The sequence below is a fragment of the Pseudomonas sp. gcc21 genome (assembly GCF_012844345.1).
In the GTDB taxonomy this organism is placed as follows: Bacteria; Pseudomonadota; Gammaproteobacteria; order Pseudomonadales; family Pseudomonadaceae; genus Halopseudomonas.
This window is the reverse complement of the sequence record NZ_CP051625.1, coordinates 3,161,026-3,179,960: the sequence shown is the minus strand read 5'-3', so window position 1 is coordinate 3,179,960 and position 18,935 is coordinate 3,161,026. Positions and strand designations below refer to the sequence as shown.

The 18,935-nt window shown below is 59.5% G+C and carries 25 protein-coding genes; 16 read left to right on the top strand and 9 right to left on the bottom strand.

Features of this window, described 5'->3' with window-relative positions; all coding sequences use genetic code 11:
• Positions 1-5 precede the first annotated feature (5 nt).
• Both HG264_RS14635 and HG264_RS14630 read right to left on the bottom strand, forming a co-directional pair.
• A complete protein-coding gene (locus HG264_RS14635; RefSeq protein WP_169408319.1) occupies positions 6-1,148 on the bottom strand; it encodes a PilT/PilU family type 4a pilus ATPase in 1,143 nt (380 codons plus the stop codon).
• Between the two features lie 60 nt (positions 1,149-1,208).
• Complete coding sequence (locus HG264_RS14630; RefSeq protein WP_169408318.1) at positions 1,209-2,243, bottom strand: type IV pilus twitching motility protein PilT; 1,035 nt, start codon at positions 2,241-2,243, stop codon at positions 1,209-1,211.
• Between the two features lie 78 nt (positions 2,244-2,321).
• On the opposite strand from HG264_RS14630, the gene HG264_RS14625 reads away from it, so the two are divergent.
• From HG264_RS14625 to hemW, 9 genes are all read left to right on the top strand, one after another.
• Entirely contained in the window at positions 2,322-3,023 is a 702-nt protein-coding gene (locus tag HG264_RS14625) for a YggS family pyridoxal phosphate-dependent enzyme (RefSeq protein WP_169408317.1), read from the top strand.
• Between the two features lie 3 nt (positions 3,024-3,026).
• Positions 3,027-3,845: a pyrroline-5-carboxylate reductase gene (gene proC, locus HG264_RS14620; RefSeq protein WP_169408316.1), complete on the top strand. Its 819-nt coding sequence runs from the start codon at positions 3,027-3,029 to the stop codon at positions 3,843-3,845.
• 9 nt (positions 3,846-3,854) lie between these two features.
• Positions 3,855-4,445 (top strand): YggT family protein, encoded by a 591-nt coding sequence (locus HG264_RS14615; RefSeq protein WP_169408315.1) that lies wholly within the window; start codon positions 3,855-3,857, stop codon positions 4,443-4,445.
• Between the two features lie 16 nt (positions 4,446-4,461).
• Positions 4,462-4,752: a DUF167 family protein gene (locus HG264_RS14610; protein ID WP_169408314.1), complete on the top strand. Its 291-nt coding sequence runs from the start codon at positions 4,462-4,464 to the stop codon at positions 4,750-4,752.
• 137 nt (positions 4,753-4,889) lie between these two features.
• Positions 4,890-6,032, top strand: a complete 1,143-nt coding sequence (locus HG264_RS14605; protein ID WP_169408313.1) for a homoserine O-acetyltransferase — start codon at positions 4,890-4,892, stop codon at positions 6,030-6,032.
• A gap of 2 nt (positions 6,033-6,034) precedes the next feature.
• A complete protein-coding gene (gene metW / locus HG264_RS14600) occupies positions 6,035-6,625 on the top strand; it encodes a methionine biosynthesis protein MetW (protein WP_169409157.1) in 591 nt (196 codons plus the stop codon).
• Between the two features lie 15 nt (positions 6,626-6,640).
• Positions 6,641-7,090 (top strand): DUF4426 domain-containing protein, encoded by a 450-nt coding sequence (locus HG264_RS14595; RefSeq protein ID WP_169408312.1) that lies wholly within the window; start codon positions 6,641-6,643, stop codon positions 7,088-7,090.
• Positions 7,083-7,688 (top strand): RdgB/HAM1 family non-canonical purine NTP pyrophosphatase, encoded by a 606-nt coding sequence (rdgB, locus tag HG264_RS14590; RefSeq protein ID WP_169408311.1) that lies wholly within the window; start codon positions 7,083-7,085, stop codon positions 7,686-7,688. Before HG264_RS14595 ends, rdgB begins: the two co-directional genes overlap by 8 nt.
• Positions 7,685-8,869 (top strand): radical SAM family heme chaperone HemW, encoded by a 1,185-nt coding sequence (gene hemW / locus HG264_RS14585; protein ID WP_256663691.1) that lies wholly within the window; start codon positions 7,685-7,687, stop codon positions 8,867-8,869. The genes rdgB and hemW overlap by 4 nt, the downstream gene beginning before the upstream one ends.
• Positions 8,870-9,061: 192 nt before the next feature.
• On the opposite strand, the gene HG264_RS14580 is transcribed toward hemW, so the two are convergent.
• A complete protein-coding gene (locus HG264_RS14580) occupies positions 9,062-9,721 on the bottom strand; it encodes a glutathione S-transferase family protein (protein ID WP_169408309.1) in 660 nt (219 codons plus the stop codon).
• A gap of 237 nt (positions 9,722-9,958) precedes the next feature.
• Here HG264_RS14580 and HG264_RS14575 point away from each other — a divergent pair, with 237 nt between their 5' ends.
• Entirely contained in the window at positions 9,959-10,189 is a 231-nt protein-coding gene (locus tag HG264_RS14575; protein ID WP_150300058.1) for a TIGR02647 family protein, read from the top strand.
• 88 nt (positions 10,190-10,277) lie between these two features.
• On the opposite strand, the gene cyaY is transcribed toward HG264_RS14575, so the two are convergent.
• Positions 10,278-10,610, bottom strand: coding sequence for an iron donor protein CyaY (gene cyaY / locus HG264_RS14570; protein WP_169408308.1), 333 nt, complete (start codon positions 10,608-10,610; stop codon positions 10,278-10,280).
• Between the two features lie 100 nt (positions 10,611-10,710).
• On the opposite strand from cyaY, the gene HG264_RS14565 reads away from it, so the two are divergent.
• The 6 genes from HG264_RS14565 to HG264_RS14540 all read left to right on the top strand — a co-directional run bounded on the left by HG264_RS14565 (position 10,711) and on the right by HG264_RS14540 (position 15,394).
• The gene (locus tag HG264_RS14565; RefSeq protein ID WP_169408307.1) at positions 10,711-10,860 is read left to right on the top strand and encodes a lipoprotein; all 150 of its coding nucleotides are present in this window, start codon (positions 10,711-10,713) and stop codon (positions 10,858-10,860) included.
• An 8-nt stretch (positions 10,861-10,868) separates the two neighbouring features.
• Entirely contained in the window at positions 10,869-12,122 is a 1,254-nt protein-coding gene (lysA, locus tag HG264_RS14560) for a diaminopimelate decarboxylase (protein WP_169408306.1), read from the top strand.
• Position 12,123: 1 nt separating this feature from the next.
• Positions 12,124-12,954, top strand: coding sequence for a diaminopimelate epimerase (dapF, locus tag HG264_RS14555; RefSeq protein WP_169408305.1), 831 nt, complete (start codon positions 12,124-12,126; stop codon positions 12,952-12,954).
• Positions 12,951-13,655 (top strand): DUF484 family protein, encoded by a 705-nt coding sequence (locus HG264_RS14550; RefSeq protein WP_169408304.1) that lies wholly within the window; start codon positions 12,951-12,953, stop codon positions 13,653-13,655. Before dapF ends, HG264_RS14550 begins: the two co-directional genes overlap by 4 nt.
• 93 nt (positions 13,656-13,748) lie before the next feature.
• A complete protein-coding gene (gene xerC / locus HG264_RS14545) occupies positions 13,749-14,672 on the top strand; it encodes a tyrosine recombinase XerC (protein ID WP_256663864.1) in 924 nt (307 codons plus the stop codon).
• On the top strand, positions 14,669-15,394 hold the full coding sequence (locus HG264_RS14540) for an HAD family hydrolase (RefSeq protein ID WP_169408302.1): 726 nt from the start codon (positions 14,669-14,671) through the stop codon (positions 15,392-15,394). The genes xerC and HG264_RS14540 overlap by 4 nt, the downstream gene beginning before the upstream one ends.
• On the opposite strand, the gene HG264_RS14535 is transcribed toward HG264_RS14540, so the two are convergent.
• The 5 genes from HG264_RS14535 to glnK all read right to left on the bottom strand — a co-directional run bounded on the left by HG264_RS14535 (position 15,391) and on the right by glnK (position 18,526).
• Positions 15,391-15,702 carry a hypothetical protein gene (locus HG264_RS14535; RefSeq protein WP_169408301.1) on the bottom strand — a complete coding sequence of 104 codons (312 nt, stop codon included), beginning with the start codon at positions 15,700-15,702 and terminating at the stop codon, positions 15,391-15,393. The two genes, HG264_RS14540 and HG264_RS14535, sit on opposite strands and share 4 nt — an antisense overlap.
• A gap of 175 nt (positions 15,703-15,877) precedes the next feature.
• Positions 15,878-16,333: a hypothetical protein gene (locus HG264_RS14530; protein WP_169408300.1), complete on the bottom strand. Its 456-nt coding sequence runs from the start codon at positions 16,331-16,333 to the stop codon at positions 15,878-15,880.
• Between the two features lie 51 nt (positions 16,334-16,384).
• Positions 16,385-16,801, bottom strand: a complete 417-nt coding sequence (locus HG264_RS14525; RefSeq protein ID WP_169408299.1) for a secondary thiamine-phosphate synthase enzyme YjbQ — start codon at positions 16,799-16,801, stop codon at positions 16,385-16,387.
• Positions 16,802-16,896: 95 nt separating this feature from the next.
• Entirely contained in the window at positions 16,897-18,141 is a 1,245-nt protein-coding gene (locus HG264_RS14520) for an ammonium transporter (RefSeq protein WP_178102819.1), read from the bottom strand.
• 46 nt (positions 18,142-18,187) lie between these two features.
• Complete coding sequence (gene glnK, locus HG264_RS14515) at positions 18,188-18,526, bottom strand: P-II family nitrogen regulator (protein WP_093396590.1); 339 nt, start codon at positions 18,524-18,526, stop codon at positions 18,188-18,190.
• Positions 18,527-18,935: the final 409 nt, after the last annotated feature.

The following is an 18,935-nucleotide window of genomic DNA, read 5'->3' as shown; positions in this document are numbered from 1 at the left end:
GCAGCTTAACGCCGGCGAAAGTCGTCTGCGTCAGGCTCAAGCGACAGGCCCGTGTTGATATCGCCCATCAGATGCTTGCCATCGGTCTCCGAACCCAGCTTGATCAGCAGACGCAGATCGTTGGCCGAGTCGGCATGCGCGAGCGCATCTTCATAGGTAATCTCGCCCTGGCTATACAGCTTGTACAGCGCCTGATCGAAGGTTTGCATACCCAGCTCGTTCGAGCGCGCCATCAAGGGTTTCAGCTCATGCACTTCGCCCTTGCGGATCATGTCCGCAGCCAGCGGCGTATTGAGCAACACCTCAATCGCAGCGCGGCGCCCCTTGCCATCCGGCGTCGGGATCAATTGCTGCGCAACGATCGCCTTGAGGTTCAGCGACAGATCCATCCACACCTGCTGGTGCATCTCAGTCGGGAAGAAGTGAATGATCCGGTCCAGCGCCTGGTTGGCGTTGTTGGCATGCAGCGTGGCCAGACACAAATGGCCCGTTTCGGCGAAGGCCACCGCGTGGTCCATGGTTTCCTTGGTCCGTACCTCACCGATCAGGATCACGTCCGGCGCCTGACGCAGGGTGTTCTTCAGCGCTGTCTCGAAGGAATCCGTATCAATCCCGACTTCACGCTGGGTAACGATGCAGTTCTGATGCTGATGGATAAATTCGATGGGGTCTTCAATCGAGATGATATGGCCGCTTGAGTTCTTGTTGCGATAACCGATCATCGACGCCAGCGACGTGGATTTACCGGTACCCGTGGCACCGACAAATATCACCAGGCCGCGCTTGGTCATCGCCAACTTCTTCAGGATCTCCGGTAAGCGCAGATCCTCCATGGTCGGAATATTTACCTCAATGCGCCGCAGAACCATTCCTACCAGATTGCGCTGATAAAAGGCGCTGACGCGGAAGCGCCCTATACCGCGGGCGCTGATGGCGAAGTTGCATTCCCGTTGTTCAGCAAAATCGCGTCGCTGCGACTCGGTCATCACGCCGAGTACCGTTTCGCGGGTCTGTTCGGGCGAAAGCGGCGCTTTGGTAACGGGCATGATTTTCCCGTTTACCTTCATGCTGGGCGCTACGCCCGCAGTGATGAACAAGTCAGAAGCGCCCTTCTCGACCATCAGCCGCAATAATTTTTCAAATTCCATCACTATCCCTCGATCGCCGTCCGGGCCGGTAGCTGCGTATCGGCCTGCGTTGGCAAATAATTAGATGCCGTCAGCCACCTTGGCTTTCTCACGTGCCGCATCTCGGGTGACGAGTCCTTTAGCCACCAGGCTCTTCAAACACGTATCCAGCGTCTGCATGCCAATGTTGCCACCGGTCTGGATGGCGGAATACATCTGCGCAACCTTGTCCTCACGGATCAGGTTACGAATCGCCGGCGTACCCATCATGATCTCGTGGGCCGCGACCCGGCCTCCGCCGATCTTCTTCAGCAGCGTCTGCGAGATAACCGCCTGGAGCGACTCGGAAAGCATCGAGCGCACCATCGCCTTTTCCTCGGCCGGGAACACGTCTACCACCCGGTCGATGGTTTTCGCGGCTGAGGTGGTGTGCAGGGTGCCGAATACCAGGTGACCGGTTTCTGCGGCAGTCAGCGCCAGACGAATGGTTTCGAGATCGCGCATCTCACCGACCAGGATAATATCCGGATCTTCCCGCAGCGCCGAGCGCAGTGCTTCGGAGAAGCCCAGCGTGTCTCGATGCACTTCGCGCTGGTTGACCAGACATTTCTTCGATTCGTGGACGAATTCGATCGGGTCTTCGATGGTCAGAATATGCTGATACTTGGTGCCGTTCAGATAATCGAGCATGGCCGCCAGCGTGGTCGACTTGCCCGAACCGGTCGGGCCGGTCACCAGCACCAACCCACGTGGCACATCCGAAATCTTCTTGAACACGTCGCCCATACCGAGGTCTTCCATGGTCAGCACCTTGGAAGGGATGGTCCGGAACACCGCCCCGGCACCGCGGTTCTGATTAAAAGCGTTGACACGGAAACGTGCTACGCCAGGCACTTCGAAGGAGAAGTCAGTCTCGAGGAATTCTTCGAAATCCTTGCGCTGTTTATCATTCATTATGTCGTAGATCAGCGCGTGCACCTGCTTGTGCTCCATCGCCGGAACGTTAATCCGACGCACGTCGCCATCCACGCGAATCATGGGCGGCAGTCCGGCCGAAAGATGCAAGTCCGACGCGCCCTGTTTGGCGCTGAAGGCTAACAGCTCAGTTATATCCATAGGGTTCCCCATAGCGTCCTGCTTGCATGTAGAATGCCGGCAGATCAAATCCGATTGGCAAGGTATCCAGAGACAGTAATGTCCACGATAGCAGACAATATTGCAAACGTTCGTGACCGCATTTTCCGCGCCGCAGAGAGCGTCGAGCGCGACCCGCAAGGGGTAACGCTGATGGCGGTAACCAAGACTCGACCCGCGACAGCAATACGGGATGCCTGGGCCCACGGTATACGTGATTTTGGCGAAAATTATCTGCAGGAAGCGCTGGACAAGATGGCCGAGCTGCAAGACCTGCCGCTGACCTGGCATTTCATCGGTCCGATCCAGTCAAACAAGACCCGCGCCATCGCCGAGCACTTCGACTGGGTGCACAGCGTTGACCGCTTGAAAGTTGCCCAACGGCTCTCCGATCAACGACCCGAGCATTTGCCACCGCTGAATATCTGTCTGCAAGTCAATATCAGCGCTGAGGCGAGCAAGTCCGGCGTCCTGCCCGAGGACCTGATCGAGTTGGCCGCTGCGGTATCCAGCTTGCCCCGCCTGCGGTTACGCGGCTTGATGGCGATCCCTGCCCCTGCTGATGACAGTGCTGCCCGACGGGCGCCGCTGCAACAGCTACGCCAGGCCATGCAAGCGCTGCCGCAACCCCTCGATACGTTGTCGATGGGCATGACTGATGACCTCACCGAAGCCGTGCAGGAAGGCTCGACGATCGTACGCATCGGTACCGCGCTGTTTGGCCCCCGGGACTATTCCACCTCCTCTCCGAGCAAGGATTAAATCATGACTGCTCCGACTATCGGCTTCATCGGCGCCGGCAACATGGCGTCCAGCCTGATCGGCGGCATGCTGCAACAGGGCATGCAACCGGAACGTATCCTGGCCAGCGATCATAGCGCCGAGCAGGCCGACAAACTGGCAGCCGAGCTCAACATTCGCACCTGCACCGACAATGCAAAGCTGGCCACCGAGTGCGACGTGCTGGTACTGGCAGTCAAACCCCAGGTCATGCAAGCCGTATGTCGCGCCCTGCCCGGCGAGCGCAAGCCGGGCCAGCTGATTATTTCCATTGCCGCCGGCATCAGCAGCGCCAGCCTCGGCCAGTGGCTGGGCGACGGCGTCGCCATCGTACGCTGCATGCCCAATACCCCTTCCCTGCGCCGCCAGGGTGTCAGCGGTCTGTTCGCCAACGCCGCCGTCACAGCCGAGCAGAAACGTCAGGCTGAAGACATCCTCAACGCCGTAGGTATCAGCCTGTGGCTCGAAGAGGAATCCCAGATCGATGCGGTGACTGCCGTTTCGGGCAGCGGTCCGGCGTACTTTTTCTACATGATGGAGGCGATGATCGCTGCGGGCGAACAGCTCGGATTGCCACGCGCCACTGCCGAACGCCTGACGCTGTATACCGCGCTGGGCGCAGCGGACATGGCGGTACACAGCGATGTCGACGCCGCGGAGCTGCGCCGCCGCGTGAGCTCACCGGGCGGAACCACCGAACAGGCGATCAACAGCTTCGCCAATGATGACCTGCCGCAAATCGTCGCGCGGGCAATGCAGGCCGCCGCCGCGCGTGCAGCCGAAATGTCCAGGGAACTCGCATAAGGAATTCCAATGAATAACGTCAACATGGCAGCAATTTATCTGGTGCAGACGCTTGGCAGCCTGTATCTGCTGGTGGTTTTGCTGCGCTTCATCCTGCAGCTGATACGCGCCGACTTCTACAATCCGCTGTCGCAGTTCATCGTGCGCGCCACCCAGCCGCTACTCAAGCCGCTGCGCAAGGTCGTGCCGGGCTTTGGTGGTCTGGATATGGCCTCTCTGGTGCTGGCGATTCTGATTCAGTTGGTGCTTATTGCAATTATCGTCATGCTGATGGGCTACGCGCTGCCAAACATCGGGCAACTGTTTGTCTGGTCGCTGATAGGTGTCACCGCACTGTTTCTGAAAATCTTTTTCTTCGCCCTGATCATCAGCGTGATCCTGTCCTGGGTCGCACCGCACAGCAACAACCCGGCTGCCATGTTGGTTCAACAACTGTGCGAGCCGGTGCTGGCGCCGATCCGCGGCATACTGCCGTCGATGGGCGGGCTGGATCTGTCGCCGATTTTCGCCTTCATCGCCCTGCGTCTGGTCGACATGCTGGTCATCGCCAACCTGGCTGCCGCGACCGGTATGCCACGCGGTCTGACGCTGGCACTCTGAGCGCGTCCAGTCCGATATGGCGTTCTACTCATGGCGTGGAGACAGTCTGATCCTGGACTGTCACCTGCAACCCGGCGCCAAAGGCATTGGCTTTGCCGGGTTGCACGGTGAGCGTCTGAAGATCCGCATCAGCGCGCCGCCCGTGGATGGCAAAGCCAACGACATGCTGCTCAAGTTTCTCGCCACCGCCTTCTCCGTGCCGAAACAACGGGTCAGCCTGCTCAGTGGCCAGCAAAGCAGACAGAAACGAGTAGCCATTGAAGCGCCGCAGGTATTACCGGCCGAACTGGAGTTCAGCCGCAGCTGATATTGCACCCACCCGTTGCGCTCTTTAGACTGGCGCCTCGTTCGCTGGATGCGCGCTGTATCTATCCTCTCCTGCGCTACCAGTTAATAGGGTCTGTCGACGTTTCGTCGCAGCCGCGTTTAAGGAACAAACTCCCGATGTCCGGATTTCCTGCTGATTCAGTTGGCCTGGTCGCTCCCCAGCGTCAGTCCTTCTCAGAGCCGCTGCGGCTGGCCTGCGGCAAGACTCTGACCCAGTTTGACCTGGTATACGAAACCTACGGCACCCTCAACGCCAGCCGCACCAATGCTGTACTGATCTGCCATGCGCTCTCCGGTCACCACCATGCCGCGGGCTATCACCATGCGGACGACCGCAAGCCCGGCTGGTGGGATGCCTGCATTGGGCCGGGCAAACCGATTGATACCAACCGCTTTTTCGTCGTCAGCCTGAATAACCTGGGCGGCTGCCACGGTTCCACAGGACCCGGCAGCATCAACCCGCAGACCGGTAAGATCTACGGCGCGGCTTTTCCGGTTCTGTCAGTTGAAGACTGGGTGCACAGCCAGGCGCGGCTGGCGGATGTGCTGGGTATTGATTGCTGGGCGGCGGTTGTGGGTGGCAGCCTCGGCGGTATGCAGGCCATCCAGTGGGCGATCAGCTATCCCGAGCGTCTTCGTCATTGTGTGGCGATCGCTGCGGCGCCCAAGCTGTCAGCACAGAACATTGCGTTCAACGAGGTTGCCCGACAGGCCATCATCACCGACCCGGATTTCCACAACGGCGACTACGCCGCCTTCGGTGTCATCCCCAAACGCGGCCTGATGCTGGCGCGCATGGTCGGTCATATCACTTACCTGTCGGATGATTCGATGGGTCAGAAATTCGGCCGCGAGCTGCGTACCGATCGGCTCAACTACGATTTCACCAGTGTGGAATTTCAGGTCGAAAGTTATCTGCGCTATCAGGGCCAGGAGTTCTCCGCGCGGTTCGACGCCAATACCTATCTGTTGATGACCAAGGCACTGGACTATTTTGACCCGGCCGAGGCGCACGGCGGCAACCTGACCAAGGCGCTGGAAAACGTGAAAGCGCGGTTCCTGGTGATTTCCTTCACTACCGACTGGCGCTTCTCTCCGGCACGCTCGCGGGAGCTGGTCAATGCATTGATGGCCGCGAACAAGCCGGTAAGCTATCTGGAAATCGAAGCAGCGCAGGGCCACGACGCCTTCCTGCTGCCGATACCCCGCTATGTCGACGCGCTGAGTGGTTATATGAACCGTATCGAGGTGGACGTATGACCCTGCGCGCCGACCTGCAAATCATCGAACAATGGATCCGCCCCGGCAGCCACGTACTCGACCTCGGGTGCGGCGATGGCGAGCTGTTGAGCTACCTGCGTGACAGCAAGGGCGTTCACGGTTATGGCCTGGAAATCGATCCGGACAAGATCAGCGCCTGCGTGCGCAAGGGCGTTAACGTGATCGAGCAGGACCTAGACAAGGAACTCGACAACTTCGAGGACAAGAGCTTCGATACCGTGGTCATGACCCAATCCCTGCAGGCCATGCACTATCCGGATCGGGTGCTCGAAGACATGCTGCGAATTGGCAAGGAAGGCATTCTGACCTTCCCCAATTTCGCCCACTGGCGTTGCCGGTTGTATCTCGGATTACGCGGTCAGATGCCGGTGTCCGATTTCATGCCCTACACTTGGTACAACACGCCCAACATTCACTTTTGTACATTCAAGGATTTCGAGGATCTGTGCCGCGAGCGCTCTATTCAGATACTGGACAGGCTGGTCGTAGACCAGTCGCATCAAGCTGGAAGACTGAGCGCCCTATGGCCGAACTTGTTGGGTGAGATCGCAATCTACCGTGTTACACGCTGATCGAGGAGTACCGTTATGCTACGCAAGCTGCTATGCACCATCCTGTTTCTGGCCGCCCCACTCGCCATGGCACAAGTGCAGAGCCCGGCCGAGCCCGAGCGCTTTGGCGATCTTCTGGTGTACCGCACCGTATTCAACAGCAGCTATCTGCCGCCCGAAACCGCTGCCAACGTCGGGCTTGAGCGTGGTCCGACCCACGGCGTGATCAACATCGCTGTCCAGCGTCAAACGCCGGAAGGTCCGGTGGCAGTCGATGCAATTGTCGAGGGCAACGTGCGGAACGTCCTGGAGCAGCGCCAGCAACTGGATTTCATCCGTGTCCAGGAAGAAGAATCCATCTACTTCGTGGCGAACTACACGGCTGCCCAGCGTGGCGTCCTGCGCTTTGAAGTCTCGGTGCAGGCAGAAGAAGGCGCACCGGAACACACCATGACCTTTATGCAGGAATTCCATCCGGATGAGTAAGGCGCTGCCCTTTCGCCAGCTGGTGCTGGCCAGTGGTAACCGCGGCAAACTGGCCGAGCTGCAGAGCATGCTGGGCGACGCGGTAAAGGTTCTGCCGCAGAGCCAGTTCCTCAGCGAGGAAGCTGAAGAAACCGGCCTTACCTTCATCGAAAACGCCATCCTCAAGGCCAGACACGCTGCACACGCGTCCGGCCTGCCGGCCCTGGCGGATGATTCAGGCCTGGCCGTGGATGCGCTTGGTGGCGCGCCGGGTATCTATTCCGCCCGCTACGCAGGGGGCGGCGGTGATGCCGCGAACAACGCCAAGTTGCTGGAAGCGCTTGCTGACGTGCCGGATGCCCAGCGTGGAGCGCGATTCATCTCAGTAGTGGCGTTACTGATGCATGCGGATGATCCGACACCCATCGTGTGCGAAGGCGCATGGCACGGGCGCATTCTGACCGAACCCCGCGGCAGCAACGGCTTCGGCTATGACCCGCTGTTCTGGGTGCCGGAGACCGAATGCTCCAGCGCCGAACTAGCCGCCGACCAAAAGAATCGTCTGAGTCACCGCGGTCGGGCCATGGCGCAATTGCGTTCCCGCCTCGGACTGTCGTGATCAATGCCTCCCGCGCGCCAGACTCAACTGGCGCGACTTCCATCCTGCAACTCCCGACGCTGGCCGCTTACGTCCACATTCCATGGTGTGTGCGCAAATGTCCGTATTGTGATTTCAACTCGCACACCAGCGACAGCGCGCTGCCTGAAGACGACTATATCGATGCGCTGATAGCTGATCTCGAACAGGATCTGCCTGCCACCTATGGCCGCGAACTCACCTCGATCTTCTTCGGCGGCGGCACGCCCAGTCTGTTTTCCGCAGCGAGCCTCGGTCGACTGCTTGAAGCGATGGCTGCTCGTCTGAAATTCGCCGCGGATATCGAAATCACGCTGGAAGCCAACCCCGGCACCTTCGAACAGAACAAATTTGCCGACTATCGCAGCGCGGGCATCAACCGGCTGTCGATCGGCATACAGAGCTTCAACCCGGCACACCTGAAAGCCCTGGGCCGCATCCACGACGACCGCGAAGCACTGAGCGCCGTCGACATGGCCCGCCGCGCTGGCTTCGATAATCTGAATCTCGACCTGATGCACGGCCTGCCCGGCCAAACCCTGGCAGACGCGCGCGCCGATATCGAGCAGGCGATCGCCCTGGGTCCTGAACATCTCTCCTGGTATCAACTGACGCTCGAGCCCAACACCGTGTTCTATTCGCGGCCGCCGACTCTGCCGGTGGAAGACGTACTCTGGGATATCCAGGAAGCGGGGCAGGCGCGTCTGGCCGAAGCGGGGTTCATTCAGTATGAGATCTCAGCCTATGCCCGCGGGCAGCAGGCTAGGCACAACCTGAACTATTGGCAGTATGGCGATTTTATCGGTATCGGTGCGGGCGCCCACGGCAAGTTCAGCCACCCTGACGGGGGCATCGAACGCTACTGGAAAACCCGCACGCCAAAGGACTATCTGGATCCAGCCCGCCCCTTCTGCGCCGGGCGCAAGGAGCTGGGCGCAGCGGAGCTGCCCTTTGATTTTCTGATGAATGCGCTGCGATTGGTCGAGGGTGTACCGACCGAGTACTACGCGGCGCGCACGGGGCAACCTCTGGAGACCATCGCTGCGCAACTGCAGCTAGCCAAGGACAAGGGCTTGCTTGAGGCGTGGGATAACCGCCTGCGCCCCACCGAGCGCGGGCGGTTGTTTCTTAATGATCTGCTTGAGATGTTTCTCGAGCCATAGCTCGATGGGGATGAACCGCCAATCCGCGTCGCCAGCTTGGTACAAAGCTCCACGCTCCACGACAGCACCAGCTCTGGAGGGCCAGGTTCCATCCTGGCCGCCCTACGAGCCGGCGACGCCTATGGTCGAGATGGAACTCGACCCTCCATTCACCTGGGCGTTGTTTTGGACGGCGTGCTTGTCAGCGAAGTCTCACTTCCGAGCGCGCGCTGCGGCCAGAAACGCCGCCATTTCTTCCTTCTTGTCTGCCTCGATTTGTTGAACATGCGGATTCTGGTTTAGCGAGGCCAGCAGCGCCTTTGCCTCGGGGAAGTCTTGCAGAAGATCCAGCCCGAACAGCTTCTTCGCCACGGCAGACGCCAGGTCGATGCTGTACAGGAACATGATATCGGCGATGGTCATCTCTTCGCCGGCTACATAGGGGGCAAACTTGCCGTGGCGCTTCAGTGCTGCCACGCCACCCAACAGATCCGCCTTGGCTTTGTCCTTGACCAGCTGATCAACCTTGCCGCCAAAGAAGACTTCCGGATAGCAGCTACGCGCCGGCAATTCGATATACAGCTCGATTTCCTTGGTCAGAGCGCGTACTTCGGCTCGGCGAAACGGATCCTGCGGCAACAGGGATTTGCCCGCTTGCGTTTCTTCCAGATATTCGAGAATGACATTGGTCTCGCTGATGAAACCCTGCTCGGTCTGCAAGCACGGCACCTTGCCCCGCGGGCTGATGGCCAGGAAGGATTCGTCCTGGCTGGGATGCACGTTGTTGACCTCAAACTCGATACCTTTTTCCATCAGCGCCAGCTTGACCATGTTGAAATAGTTACTGACGTTAAAGCCGTGAAGCGTGAGCATGCTGCCTCTCCTGTTTGCGTGTGTACCTGCTGCGTACAGTTGTATCGATGACAGCGCCAAAGGTACATCGACATAAATCGAGTGAATGATCGATAAGCCAGGCCAGGGCGAAAGCCTTAGCAAAGACACTGGACCCGGCAGCGCTACGCGCCGCCAGCGAAACAGCCACCAACTCCTCCCGGTTTAGGGCTAGACTGCCAGTATCAAAGCGGCTTCAACCCACCAGAAGGTAATGCCATGCTGACACCCGAAGAGATCGAAGACATCAACCTATTAGGCCAATTCAACCTGGCCAATACGCTGGAGGGCCTGAAAATACACGCCCACGACGCCCCGGAGCAGACCGTAGCGGCCGCTCGGCGCTTACATGAAAAAGGATTGGTGACGCAGACGGATGGGGGTTATCTGACCAGCCTGGGTATCGAGGCTGCCGAACATTGTCAGGCGCTGCTGACCATTCTTCGCTGACAGAGTTAATCAAATTCCCGCAGGCCGCTGAGGTGCACGATACGCCCCTGTGGTGCTGCGGGTTCAACCAGGCGGAGCGACCCGCCTCTCAGTCAATATCCAGCTCGACGTCATCGCCTACCAGGTTGCCCAATACCCGGCCGAGCACTTCGCCCAGCGTCTCGTCGTCGTTGTCGTACAGCCAGCCCTGATCCGGCTCGAAACCGAAATGCAGGGTAGCACCGGGGGCTGCAAGCCAGAGCTCACGTGAGGCAGGCTGACGACCCAGCACGACGCGCGCCCCGTCTGCCGTATGCAGAATAAGTGATCCCTCAACATGCTCCATCTCCAGATCCAGGCCGCAGGCATCGACAGCATGCTCGATCTTGTCCTGGATGAGGTCGACCTGCCTGTTGAAGTCCGCTTCAGTGAGTTCGTTCATGTGTGTCCTCTAATACCTAACGAGACCCAGTCCGGGTGCGTCGAACCTGACGGCTGGGTATACTGCCGGATATTCTCTGTTTATCAACAAGGTTTTTTCCATGAAGCGATCCATCGCGCTGATCTTCGGAATGCTGGTACTGGCTGGTTGTGGCCAGAAGGGTCCATTGTTCCTGCCCCAGCAGACCCCAAGCGAAACAGTCGAGCCGGCCCGGGACGAACTGAACCAGCAACCCAACGAAGAACAGTGAAGCGCCCGATGACAGCTTTTGACTACCAGAATGGTGAACTACACGCCGAATCCGTAGCCCTGTCCGCGGTCGCGGCAGAGTATGGCACACCCTGTTTTGTCTACTCGCGCCAGGCAATCGAGCAAGCCTACCGGGCCTGGGACGACGCGCTTACGGGCGTGCCGCATCTGGTCTGCTTCGCAGTCAAGGCCAACTCCAACCTGGCGGTGCTGAATGTGCTCGCCCGCCTCGGCGCTGGCTTCGACATTGTTTCCGGCGGCGAGCTGGAGCGGGTGCTGGCGGCTGGTGGTGATCCCTCCCGGGTTGTATTTTCCGGGCTGGGCAAGACTGCCGGGGAAATGCGCCGCGCTTTGGAGCTGGGTATCCATTGCTTCAATGTCGAGTCCGAACCCGAGCTTGAGCGTCTGCAGCAGGTAGCCGCGGAGTTGGGCGTGCAGGCCCCGGTATCCTTGCGTGTGAACCCGGATGTGGATGCCGGCACCCACCCGTACATCTCTACCGGCCTGAAAGAAAACAAGTTCGGCATCGATATCGCTAACGCGCCGGCCGTATACCGCCGCGCCGCCGAGCTGCCGAATATCGCGGTGCGCGGTGTGGATTGCCATATCGGCTCGCAGCTGACCGACGACACGCCTTTTCTCGACGCGCTGCAGCGCCTGCTCGGGCTGATTGACGCATTGGCTGCGGACGGCATCCAGATTCGCCATCTGGACCTTGGTGGCGGGCTCGGCGTGACCTACCGCGATGAACAGCCACCTGCGCCGGGAACCTATCTGAGCAAGGTGCTTGAGCAGCTGGCCGGACGCAACCTGGAGCTCATGTTCGAGCCGGGCCGTTCAATCGTCGCCAATGCCGGCGTGCTGCTCACTGAAGTGAACATGCTCAAGCCGACCAAGCACAAGAACTTTGCCATCATCGATGCGGCAATGAACGACCTGATCCGCCCGGCACTGTACAGCGCCTGGATGGGCATCGATGCGGTGCGGCCGCGCACTGATGTGCCAGCGTCCACCTGGGATATCGTCGGGCCGGTATGTGAAACCGGCGATTTTCTGGGCAAGGACCGTGAGCTCGCCCTCGCCGCCGGTGATCTGCTGGTGGTGCGCTCCGCCGGAGCCTATGGCTTTGTCATGAGCTCGAATTACAACACGCGTCCGCGCGCCGCCGAGATCATGGTCGACGGCACCCGCACACATCTGATTCGCCGGCGCGAGACGGTCAGCGAGTTGTTCGCTGGCGAGTCATTGCTGCCCGAGGCCTGACATGCTGCTGCGATTTACCAAGATGCACGGGCTCGGCAATGACTTCATGGTCATCGACTTGGTCACCCAGCATGTTCAGTTGTCCCCGCGGCTCATACGTCTGTGGAGCGACCGGCACACCGGCGTCGGCTTCGACCAGTTACTGGTGGTCGAGCCGCCGCGCAGCCCCGATGCCGATTTTCGCTACCGGATTTTCAATGCCGATGGCAGCGAGGTCGAGCAATGCGGCAATGGCGCGCGCTGCTTTGCCCGGTTTGTGCAGGACAAGCGCCTTACAGCAAAATCGGAGATTCATGTCGAAACCGCTGGCGGGCCTATCATTCTGACTGTCAGCGATGACGGTCGCGTTACGGTCGATATGGGCGCTCCGCGTTTTGCCCCTGCTGAGATCCCCTTCGAAGCGGAAGCCGAAGCCATCGTGTATACGCTTGAGGTTGAAGGCGAACGATTGGAGGTGGCTGCAGTATCGATGGGCAACCCACACTGCGTGATATTGGTCGATGATGTGGACACATTCCCCGTGGAGCGGCTCGGTCCTGCGATCGAGCGGCACCCGCGCTTCCCGCGACGGGTCAATGCCGGATTCATGCAGATCATCGACCGTCACAGTGCGCGCCTGCGGGTGTACGAACGCGGTGCCGGCGAAACCCGTGCCTGCGGTACCGGCGCCTGCGCGGCTGCCGTAGCCGGCATTCGCATGGGGCAACTCGACTCGCCCGTTGATATCACGCTTCCCGGTGGAACCTTGCACATCCGCTGGGATGGAGATGGCCGACCCGTCATGATGACCGGCCCGGCCAACCGGGTTTACGAAGGACAAGTACGCGTATGACCGAAAAGACCGAGCCAGTCGAGACTCAACTGGATGCCGAACAGGTCGCTGAATATCTGCGCCAGCATCCCGCTTTTTTTGCCGAACATGACGAACTGCTGCCTGATCTCATCATTCCGCACCAGCGCGGCCAGTCGGTCTCACTGGTAGAGCGGCAGGTCAAACTGCTGCGGGAGCGCAATATCGACGTGCGTCACCGCCTGAATGATCTGATGGAAGTGGCCCGGGATAACGACCGGCTGTTCGAGAAGAGCCGCCGGCTGGTGTTGGGACTGCTCGAGGCCCAGAGCCTGGACCAGGTGATCGCCAGTATTGAAGACAGTTTGCGCAACGACTTTCAGGTGCCCTTTGTCAGCCTGATCCTATTCAGCGAAGCCAACCGTTTTACCAACGCTCGCTGCGTGACGCACAGTGAAGCGCGTGAAGCCATCGGGCACCTGCTCGACAGCAACAAAACCCTTAGTGGTGTGCTGCGTCCCGATGAGCTGGGCTTTCTGTTCGGCGAATCCGGTCAGGAAGTCGCCTCCACCGCCCTCGCGCCGATCCAGCATCATGGTTTGCATGGCGTACTGGCGCTCGGCAGCCGCGATCCACAGCAATACAAGAGCGCGACGGGCACCCTGTTTCTGGGTTACGTCGCCGACGCCCTCGCCCGCGTACTGCTGCGCCAGCGCCCGATGATGGATGAACCCAGGGATTAAAGCCCTGCGCACTATTGCGACCGGGCCACTCCGGTCGCCCGCAGCGGATCCAGGCTGTACCGTAAGGGAGCTCGTATGACACTCGAAACGCCTCTGCAGACCGATCTGGACGCTTTTCTGGAGCACCTGCGCAGCGAGCGTCAGCTGTCCCCGCGAACCCTTGAAGCCTACCGGCACGACCTGTCGGGGTTGGCGGATTACCTGCACGAACAAGGCGTACGCGACTGGTCCATGGTGGATACCGAATACCTGCGCCGCTTTGTGGCCAAGCAGCACGAACGCGGGCTGTCCGGTCGAAGCCTGCAGCGCGCGCTCAGCTCGGTGCGCAGCCTGTATCGCTTTCTGATCCGCGAGCGGAGGTGCCGGCATAACCCGGCGCTGGATCTGCGTGCGCCGAAGTCGCCGCGCAAACTGCCCCGGGCCCTGGATGCAGACCTGACCGCGCGACTACTCAACGAAAACGACGATGATGACTGGCTGGCCATCCGTGACCACGCCATGCTCGAGCTGTTCTACTCATCCGGCCTGCGCCTTGCCGAACTGGCAGGACTCAACGTGCATGAGGTGGACCTGGCCGGCGGCGAAGTGCGGGTGCTCGGCAAGGGCAGCAAGACCCGCATCCTGCCGGTCGGGCGCCATGCCCGCGAAGCCCTGCAGCGCTGGCTGAAAGTACGGCTGGCGCCCAGCGGCTCCGAGCAACCGCTGTTCATCGGCAAGCAAGGACGACGCCTGACACCCAGAGCTATTCAGCTGAGGGTGCGCCAGCGCGGCGTTCAGCACATCGGCCAACATGTGCATCCACACATGCTGCGACACTCCTTCGCCAGCCATATCCTGGAGTCTTCGGGTGACCTGCGTGCGGTGCAGGAGCTGCTCGGCCACGCCGATATCAGTACTACTCAGATCTATACGCACTTGGATTTCCAGCATCTGGCCCAGGTGTATGATCAAAGCCATCCCCGTGCCAGAAAGTCGTCCGGCACGCCTGGCAAACCCAAGAACCGAGATGAATCATGATCCGCCTGCTGACATTCGATCTGGATAACACGCTCTGGGAAACCGAGACAGTGGTCGCAGCCGCCGAGCTGACATTGCTCGAGTGGCTGAAGGTCAACGCGCCCTTGTTTGTAGAACGGCTGGATGCGGAAGCGCGCCGCCACTTGCGCAAGGAGGTGCTGGCGACCGATCCCGACCTGAGCCACCGGGTGACTGCGCTGCGCATTGCCATACTGGAGCTGGGGCTGCGCAAAGCGGGTTATGCCGAGGATCAGCTGAAAGAGCTGGCGCAGCGGGGTTTTGATGTGTTTCTCGAGGCGCGCCATGCGGTGACTTTCTTTCCGCATGTGGAAAACCTGTTGCAGCAACTGGCTCCGCGTTATCAACTCGCGACGATTTCCAACGGCAATGCCGATGTGCGCCGTCTGGGGCTTGAGCAGTATTTCAGTATTATCGTGTCGGCCGACGACATCGGCCGCAGCAAACCCGACCCTGCGCCGTTTCTCGCTGCCCTGGAGCGAGCCTCTGCCGAACCTGCCGAAACCCTGCATATCGGCGACCATCCGGTTGACGATATGCAGGGCGCGCAGGCAGTTGGACTGCACACGCTCTGGTTCAATCGGCTGGGTTTGCCCTGGCCGGACCAACCCAGACCCCATGGCGAAGTGCGCTGCCTGAGCGAGATACCCGAGTGGCTACAGCGCTATGACATCGGCACTCTGGAACCTAGATCTGGAACCTAGATAGGTCTGCTGCCGTATTTGCTGTCGGGCTTTCTGGGCGGATCACTGACCACATTGGAATCGATCTCCTGCACCTGCCCGCCGCGCGCCATGAATTCGGCGATCTGCCGCTCCAGCATTTCCCGCTCGCGCGCCTTGGCTTCAACAGACAGCCCTTCCAGCGGATCCTCCACGGCAGCCTTCTTGCGAGGCTTTACGACCGGCGTCTCTTCGTCGTCGTCTGACGTGTCATCCACATTGGGGTCGTTCAGCCCGGTCAGTTCCTGATCCTGATCCTGCTCTTGGTCTTCGATGTCGTCGTCGCTCATTACCTTGGTCTCGCGCAGAAAAAAACAGGCTATTTATAGCGCAACCAGAAAATTTGGCCAGCAACAATTCAGATTTTTTTCAGTTGCGCCTGGGGTACAAAAAGCCTGATGTAGAGGCCTCGCCACCACTTCAGCCAGGTGAGCGCCGACGGCCCCCTGGCATTACGCAGCCTGGCTACATTTCGCGTGAGCTGCTGATCCGGTCTGCCATCTGCCTGAGCACGCCCTGCTCGGCATCCAGTACCTTTTCCATCAGCTCCTGTGCTTCGGGAATGGCAGCCTTGTTAGCCATTGATTCATAGGTATTGACGATCTGGTTATGCACATCGACAACCTCGCTGGCGATGTCCTCGAAGCTCATGCTGCCGAACGGCAATTTGCGGCGATCATTCGGCGGGAGCGTTTCGGTCAGATGCTCGTATAGCCAGGTGTTGAGCGCCTTGGGATCAGCCTGACGTTTAAAACCCTCCACTTCCGTGGCCAGCGTGCGCTCATGCTCGGCGACGTACTTCATCAGCCATTTGGCGCAGTCGTCCAGCTGCTCATCGAGCCCTTCTTCGAGGCAACTGGCCATATGGTTATGGAACTTCGTGGTCCACTCCAGCAGGTACTGGAAAGTCTCGGCCTGCATAGTCTTCTCCTGTCGTTGTTCTTAGCTGTGACCGCGCTCATCCCATCAAGTTTAGCCCTGAAGCGTTGCAAGCACGCGCCGGCTGCCGGCCTCTTCCCGGTGCTCACCCAGATAGATTCCCTGCCAGGTTCCGGTAGCGAGCCGCCCATGGCTGACCGGAACGCTCAGCTGGACGCCAAGCAGGCTGGCTTTGACATGCGCGGTCATGTCATCGGGGCCTTCGTACGTATGCTTGAAGTACGGCGTGTCGTCTGGCACCAGACGGCGCAGGAACGCCTCGAGATCACCGCGTACCAGTGGATCGGCATTCTCGTTGATGCTGAGCGAGGCAGAGGTGTGCAGTAACCACAGATGGAGTAACCCCACGTCCATATCTGCCAGTTCGGGCAACGCAGAGAGTATTTCCTCATCAACCAGGTGAAAGCCCCGGCGACGGGGCTTGAGCGTGATGGTTCGTTGCAACCACATTGCAGGTCTCCTCAAGTTCCAAACGCAAGCAGGGCGCCATGGGGCGCCCTGCTTGTATAGCTTTACCTTCTCAAAGGTCTGGCGGTCGCTGCTGCTCAGCCTTTGCTGCTGGTAAATTCCGGATAGGCTTCCATTCCGCACTCGGAAATATCGGCGCCTTCGTATTCCTCTTCCTCACTGATGCGCACACCAATGATTGCCTTGATGATATACCAGACCAGCAGGCTAGCCAGGAACACCCAGAGGAAGATGCCGATCACGCCAGCTAACTGGCCGCCGAAGGTCGCTTCAGCGTTGGTCAGCGGCACCGCCATCACGCCCCAGATACCGGCAGAACCGTGGGCGGAAATCGCGCCAGCCGGATCGTCCTGCTTCAGCTTGTCCAAGGCCAGGACGCTGAAGACCACAATCACGCCACCAACCGCACCGATCAGCATGGCCGACAGCGCACTCGGTGAAAGCGGATCGGCAGTGATGGAGACCAGACCTGCCAGCGCGCCGTTGAGGATCATGGTCAGGTCGGTCTTGCCGAACAGGATGCGTGAAACAATCATCGCCGCAATCAGGCCGCCCGCCGCAGACAGGTTGGTATTGACCAGTACCTGAGCCACGTTGTTAGCCGAATCGATGTCGGAGATCTTCAGTTCCGAGCCGCCGTTGAAGCCGAACCAACCCATCCACAGGATGAAGATACCCAGTGTGGACAGTGCCAGGTTACAACCCGGGATAGCGTTGACCTGGCCGTTCGGGCCGTATTTGCCGCGACGCGGACCCAGGACCAGCACACCCGCGAGAGCCGCCGCAGCACCAGCCATATGCACGATGCCAGAGCCGGCATAATCCGAGTAACCGACATCCGACAACCAGCCGCCGCCCCAGCTCCAGGCGCCCTGGATCGGGTAGATGAAACCCGTCATGACAACCGCGAACAGCAGGAAGGACCACAGCTTCATACGCTCGGCCACTGCGCCCGAAACAATCGACATACAGGCGCCAGCAAAGACGATCTGGAAGAAGAAGTCCGCGCGGGAAGAGTAGTAGGGCGCATCGTCGCCACCGGCCAGCACCGCATCAACCGTGTTTTCGCTACCGATCAAAAAGCCCAGGCTCGGAAAGATCGGGCCGTCAGAGGAGTACATGATGTAGTAGCCGATCAGCAGGTACATGACCGACGCGATAGCGAACAGTGCGATGTTCTTGGCCAGAATTTCGGTGGTGCTCTTGGCGCGGACCAGGCCGGCCTCAAGCATGGCGAAACCGGCGGCCATCCACATCACCAGAATGCCGCACAGCAGAAAATAGAACGTATCCAACGCATACGTTACTTGCGAGATATCCATAATAAGCCCCCCAAATAGGCTTGGTTACTGCGTCAATTAACGATCCCTAGATTGCGTCCGTATCGGTTTCCCCGGTTCGGATGCGGATCGCCTGCTCCAGATTGACTACGAAGATCTTCCCGTCACCGATCTTCCCGGTGTTGGCTGCCTTGGTAATCGCCTCGATAACCCGGTCCAGCATGTCGTCTCCGATTGCCACATCGATCTTCACCTTGGGCAGGAAATCCACTACGTATTCCGCGCCACGATAAAGTTCGGTATGCCCCTTCTGTCGGCCAAAACCCTTGACCTCGGTAACCGTGATGCCCTGGACCCCGATCTCGGATAAGGCTTCACGCACGTCATCCAGCTTGAATGGCTTGATAACAGCCGTTACTAATTTCATATCGATACTCCCGTGTATATGGACTGCCCTGGGGGACAGGGACAAGTCTATGCCGAGTTAGAGGCTTTTAGAAACGGGACGACGCATGGAGGTTGTCGCAGTTATCGGTCCTTGCGGCGAAACTGGTCTGGCAACGATCCCTATGCTCAGTGCAACTGCTTCGTCTCCGTGCTCCCTTCGGTAAAGCCAAGCTCGCTTCCGGGAAGGAACCCAATTTGGTTCGCCTACCAGCTGCAGCTGCGGATTGCACTGCAGAATTCCTGCCACATTCAGATTCTTCTTTATTTTCAGTGGCTTATTATCCATATGGCATTTTGCCAAGCGAACCGGCTAACGGCGCTATGCCCCAGCGTGGTGCAAGCAATACCCGTCTGTGCGCCATTGGTGAACAGTGACCAGCCCGCAAAAA

What these genes read in the sequence shown, in the direction of transcription:
- HG264_RS14635 (WP_169408319.1), bottom strand. Translation starts at nt 1,148, where the DNA reads ATGGAATTTGAAAAATTATTGCGGCTGATGGTCGAGAAGGGCGCTTCT.
- HG264_RS14630 (WP_169408318.1), bottom strand. Translation starts at nt 2,243, where the DNA reads ATGGATATAACTGAGCTGTTAGCCTTCAGCGCCAAACAGGGCGCGTCG.
- HG264_RS14625 (WP_169408317.1), top strand. Translation starts at nt 2,322, where the DNA reads ATGTCCACGATAGCAGACAATATTGCAAACGTTCGTGACCGCATTTTC.
- proC (WP_169408316.1), top strand. Translation starts at nt 3,027, where the DNA reads ATGACTGCTCCGACTATCGGCTTCATCGGCGCCGGCAACATGGCGTCC.
- HG264_RS14615 (WP_169408315.1), top strand. Translation starts at nt 3,855, where the DNA reads ATGAATAACGTCAACATGGCAGCAATTTATCTGGTGCAGACGCTTGGC.
- HG264_RS14610 (WP_169408314.1), top strand. Translation starts at nt 4,462, where the DNA reads ATGGCGTTCTACTCATGGCGTGGAGACAGTCTGATCCTGGACTGTCAC.
- HG264_RS14605 (WP_169408313.1), top strand. Translation starts at nt 4,890, where the DNA reads ATGTCCGGATTTCCTGCTGATTCAGTTGGCCTGGTCGCTCCCCAGCGT.
- HG264_RS14595 (WP_169408312.1), top strand. Translation starts at nt 6,641, where the DNA reads ATGCTACGCAAGCTGCTATGCACCATCCTGTTTCTGGCCGCCCCACTC.
- rdgB (WP_169408311.1), top strand. Translation starts at nt 7,083, where the DNA reads ATGAGTAAGGCGCTGCCCTTTCGCCAGCTGGTGCTGGCCAGTGGTAAC.
- HG264_RS14580 (WP_169408309.1), bottom strand. Translation starts at nt 9,721, where the DNA reads ATGCTCACGCTTCACGGCTTTAACGTCAGTAACTATTTCAACATGGTC.
- HG264_RS14575 (WP_150300058.1), top strand. Translation starts at nt 9,959, where the DNA reads ATGCTGACACCCGAAGAGATCGAAGACATCAACCTATTAGGCCAATTC.
- cyaY (WP_169408308.1), bottom strand. Translation starts at nt 10,610, where the DNA reads ATGAACGAACTCACTGAAGCGGACTTCAACAGGCAGGTCGACCTCATC.
- HG264_RS14565 (WP_169408307.1), top strand. Translation starts at nt 10,711, where the DNA reads ATGAAGCGATCCATCGCGCTGATCTTCGGAATGCTGGTACTGGCTGGT.
- lysA (WP_169408306.1), top strand. Translation starts at nt 10,869, where the DNA reads ATGACAGCTTTTGACTACCAGAATGGTGAACTACACGCCGAATCCGTA.
- dapF (WP_169408305.1), top strand. Translation starts at nt 12,124, where the DNA reads ATGCTGCTGCGATTTACCAAGATGCACGGGCTCGGCAATGACTTCATG.
- HG264_RS14550 (WP_169408304.1), top strand. Translation starts at nt 12,951, where the DNA reads ATGACCGAAAAGACCGAGCCAGTCGAGACTCAACTGGATGCCGAACAG.
- HG264_RS14540 (WP_169408302.1), top strand. Translation starts at nt 14,669, where the DNA reads ATGATCCGCCTGCTGACATTCGATCTGGATAACACGCTCTGGGAAACC.
- HG264_RS14535 (WP_169408301.1), bottom strand. Translation starts at nt 15,702, where the DNA reads ATGAGCGACGACGACATCGAAGACCAAGAGCAGGATCAGGATCAGGAA.
- HG264_RS14530 (WP_169408300.1), bottom strand. Translation starts at nt 16,333, where the DNA reads ATGCAGGCCGAGACTTTCCAGTACCTGCTGGAGTGGACCACGAAGTTC.
- HG264_RS14525 (WP_169408299.1), bottom strand. Translation starts at nt 16,801, where the DNA reads ATGTGGTTGCAACGAACCATCACGCTCAAGCCCCGTCGCCGGGGCTTT.
- HG264_RS14520 (WP_178102819.1), bottom strand. Translation starts at nt 18,141, where the DNA reads ATGGATATCTCGCAAGTAACGTATGCGTTGGATACGTTCTATTTTCTG.
- glnK (WP_093396590.1), bottom strand. Translation starts at nt 18,526, where the DNA reads ATGAAATTAGTAACGGCTGTTATCAAGCCATTCAAGCTGGATGACGTG.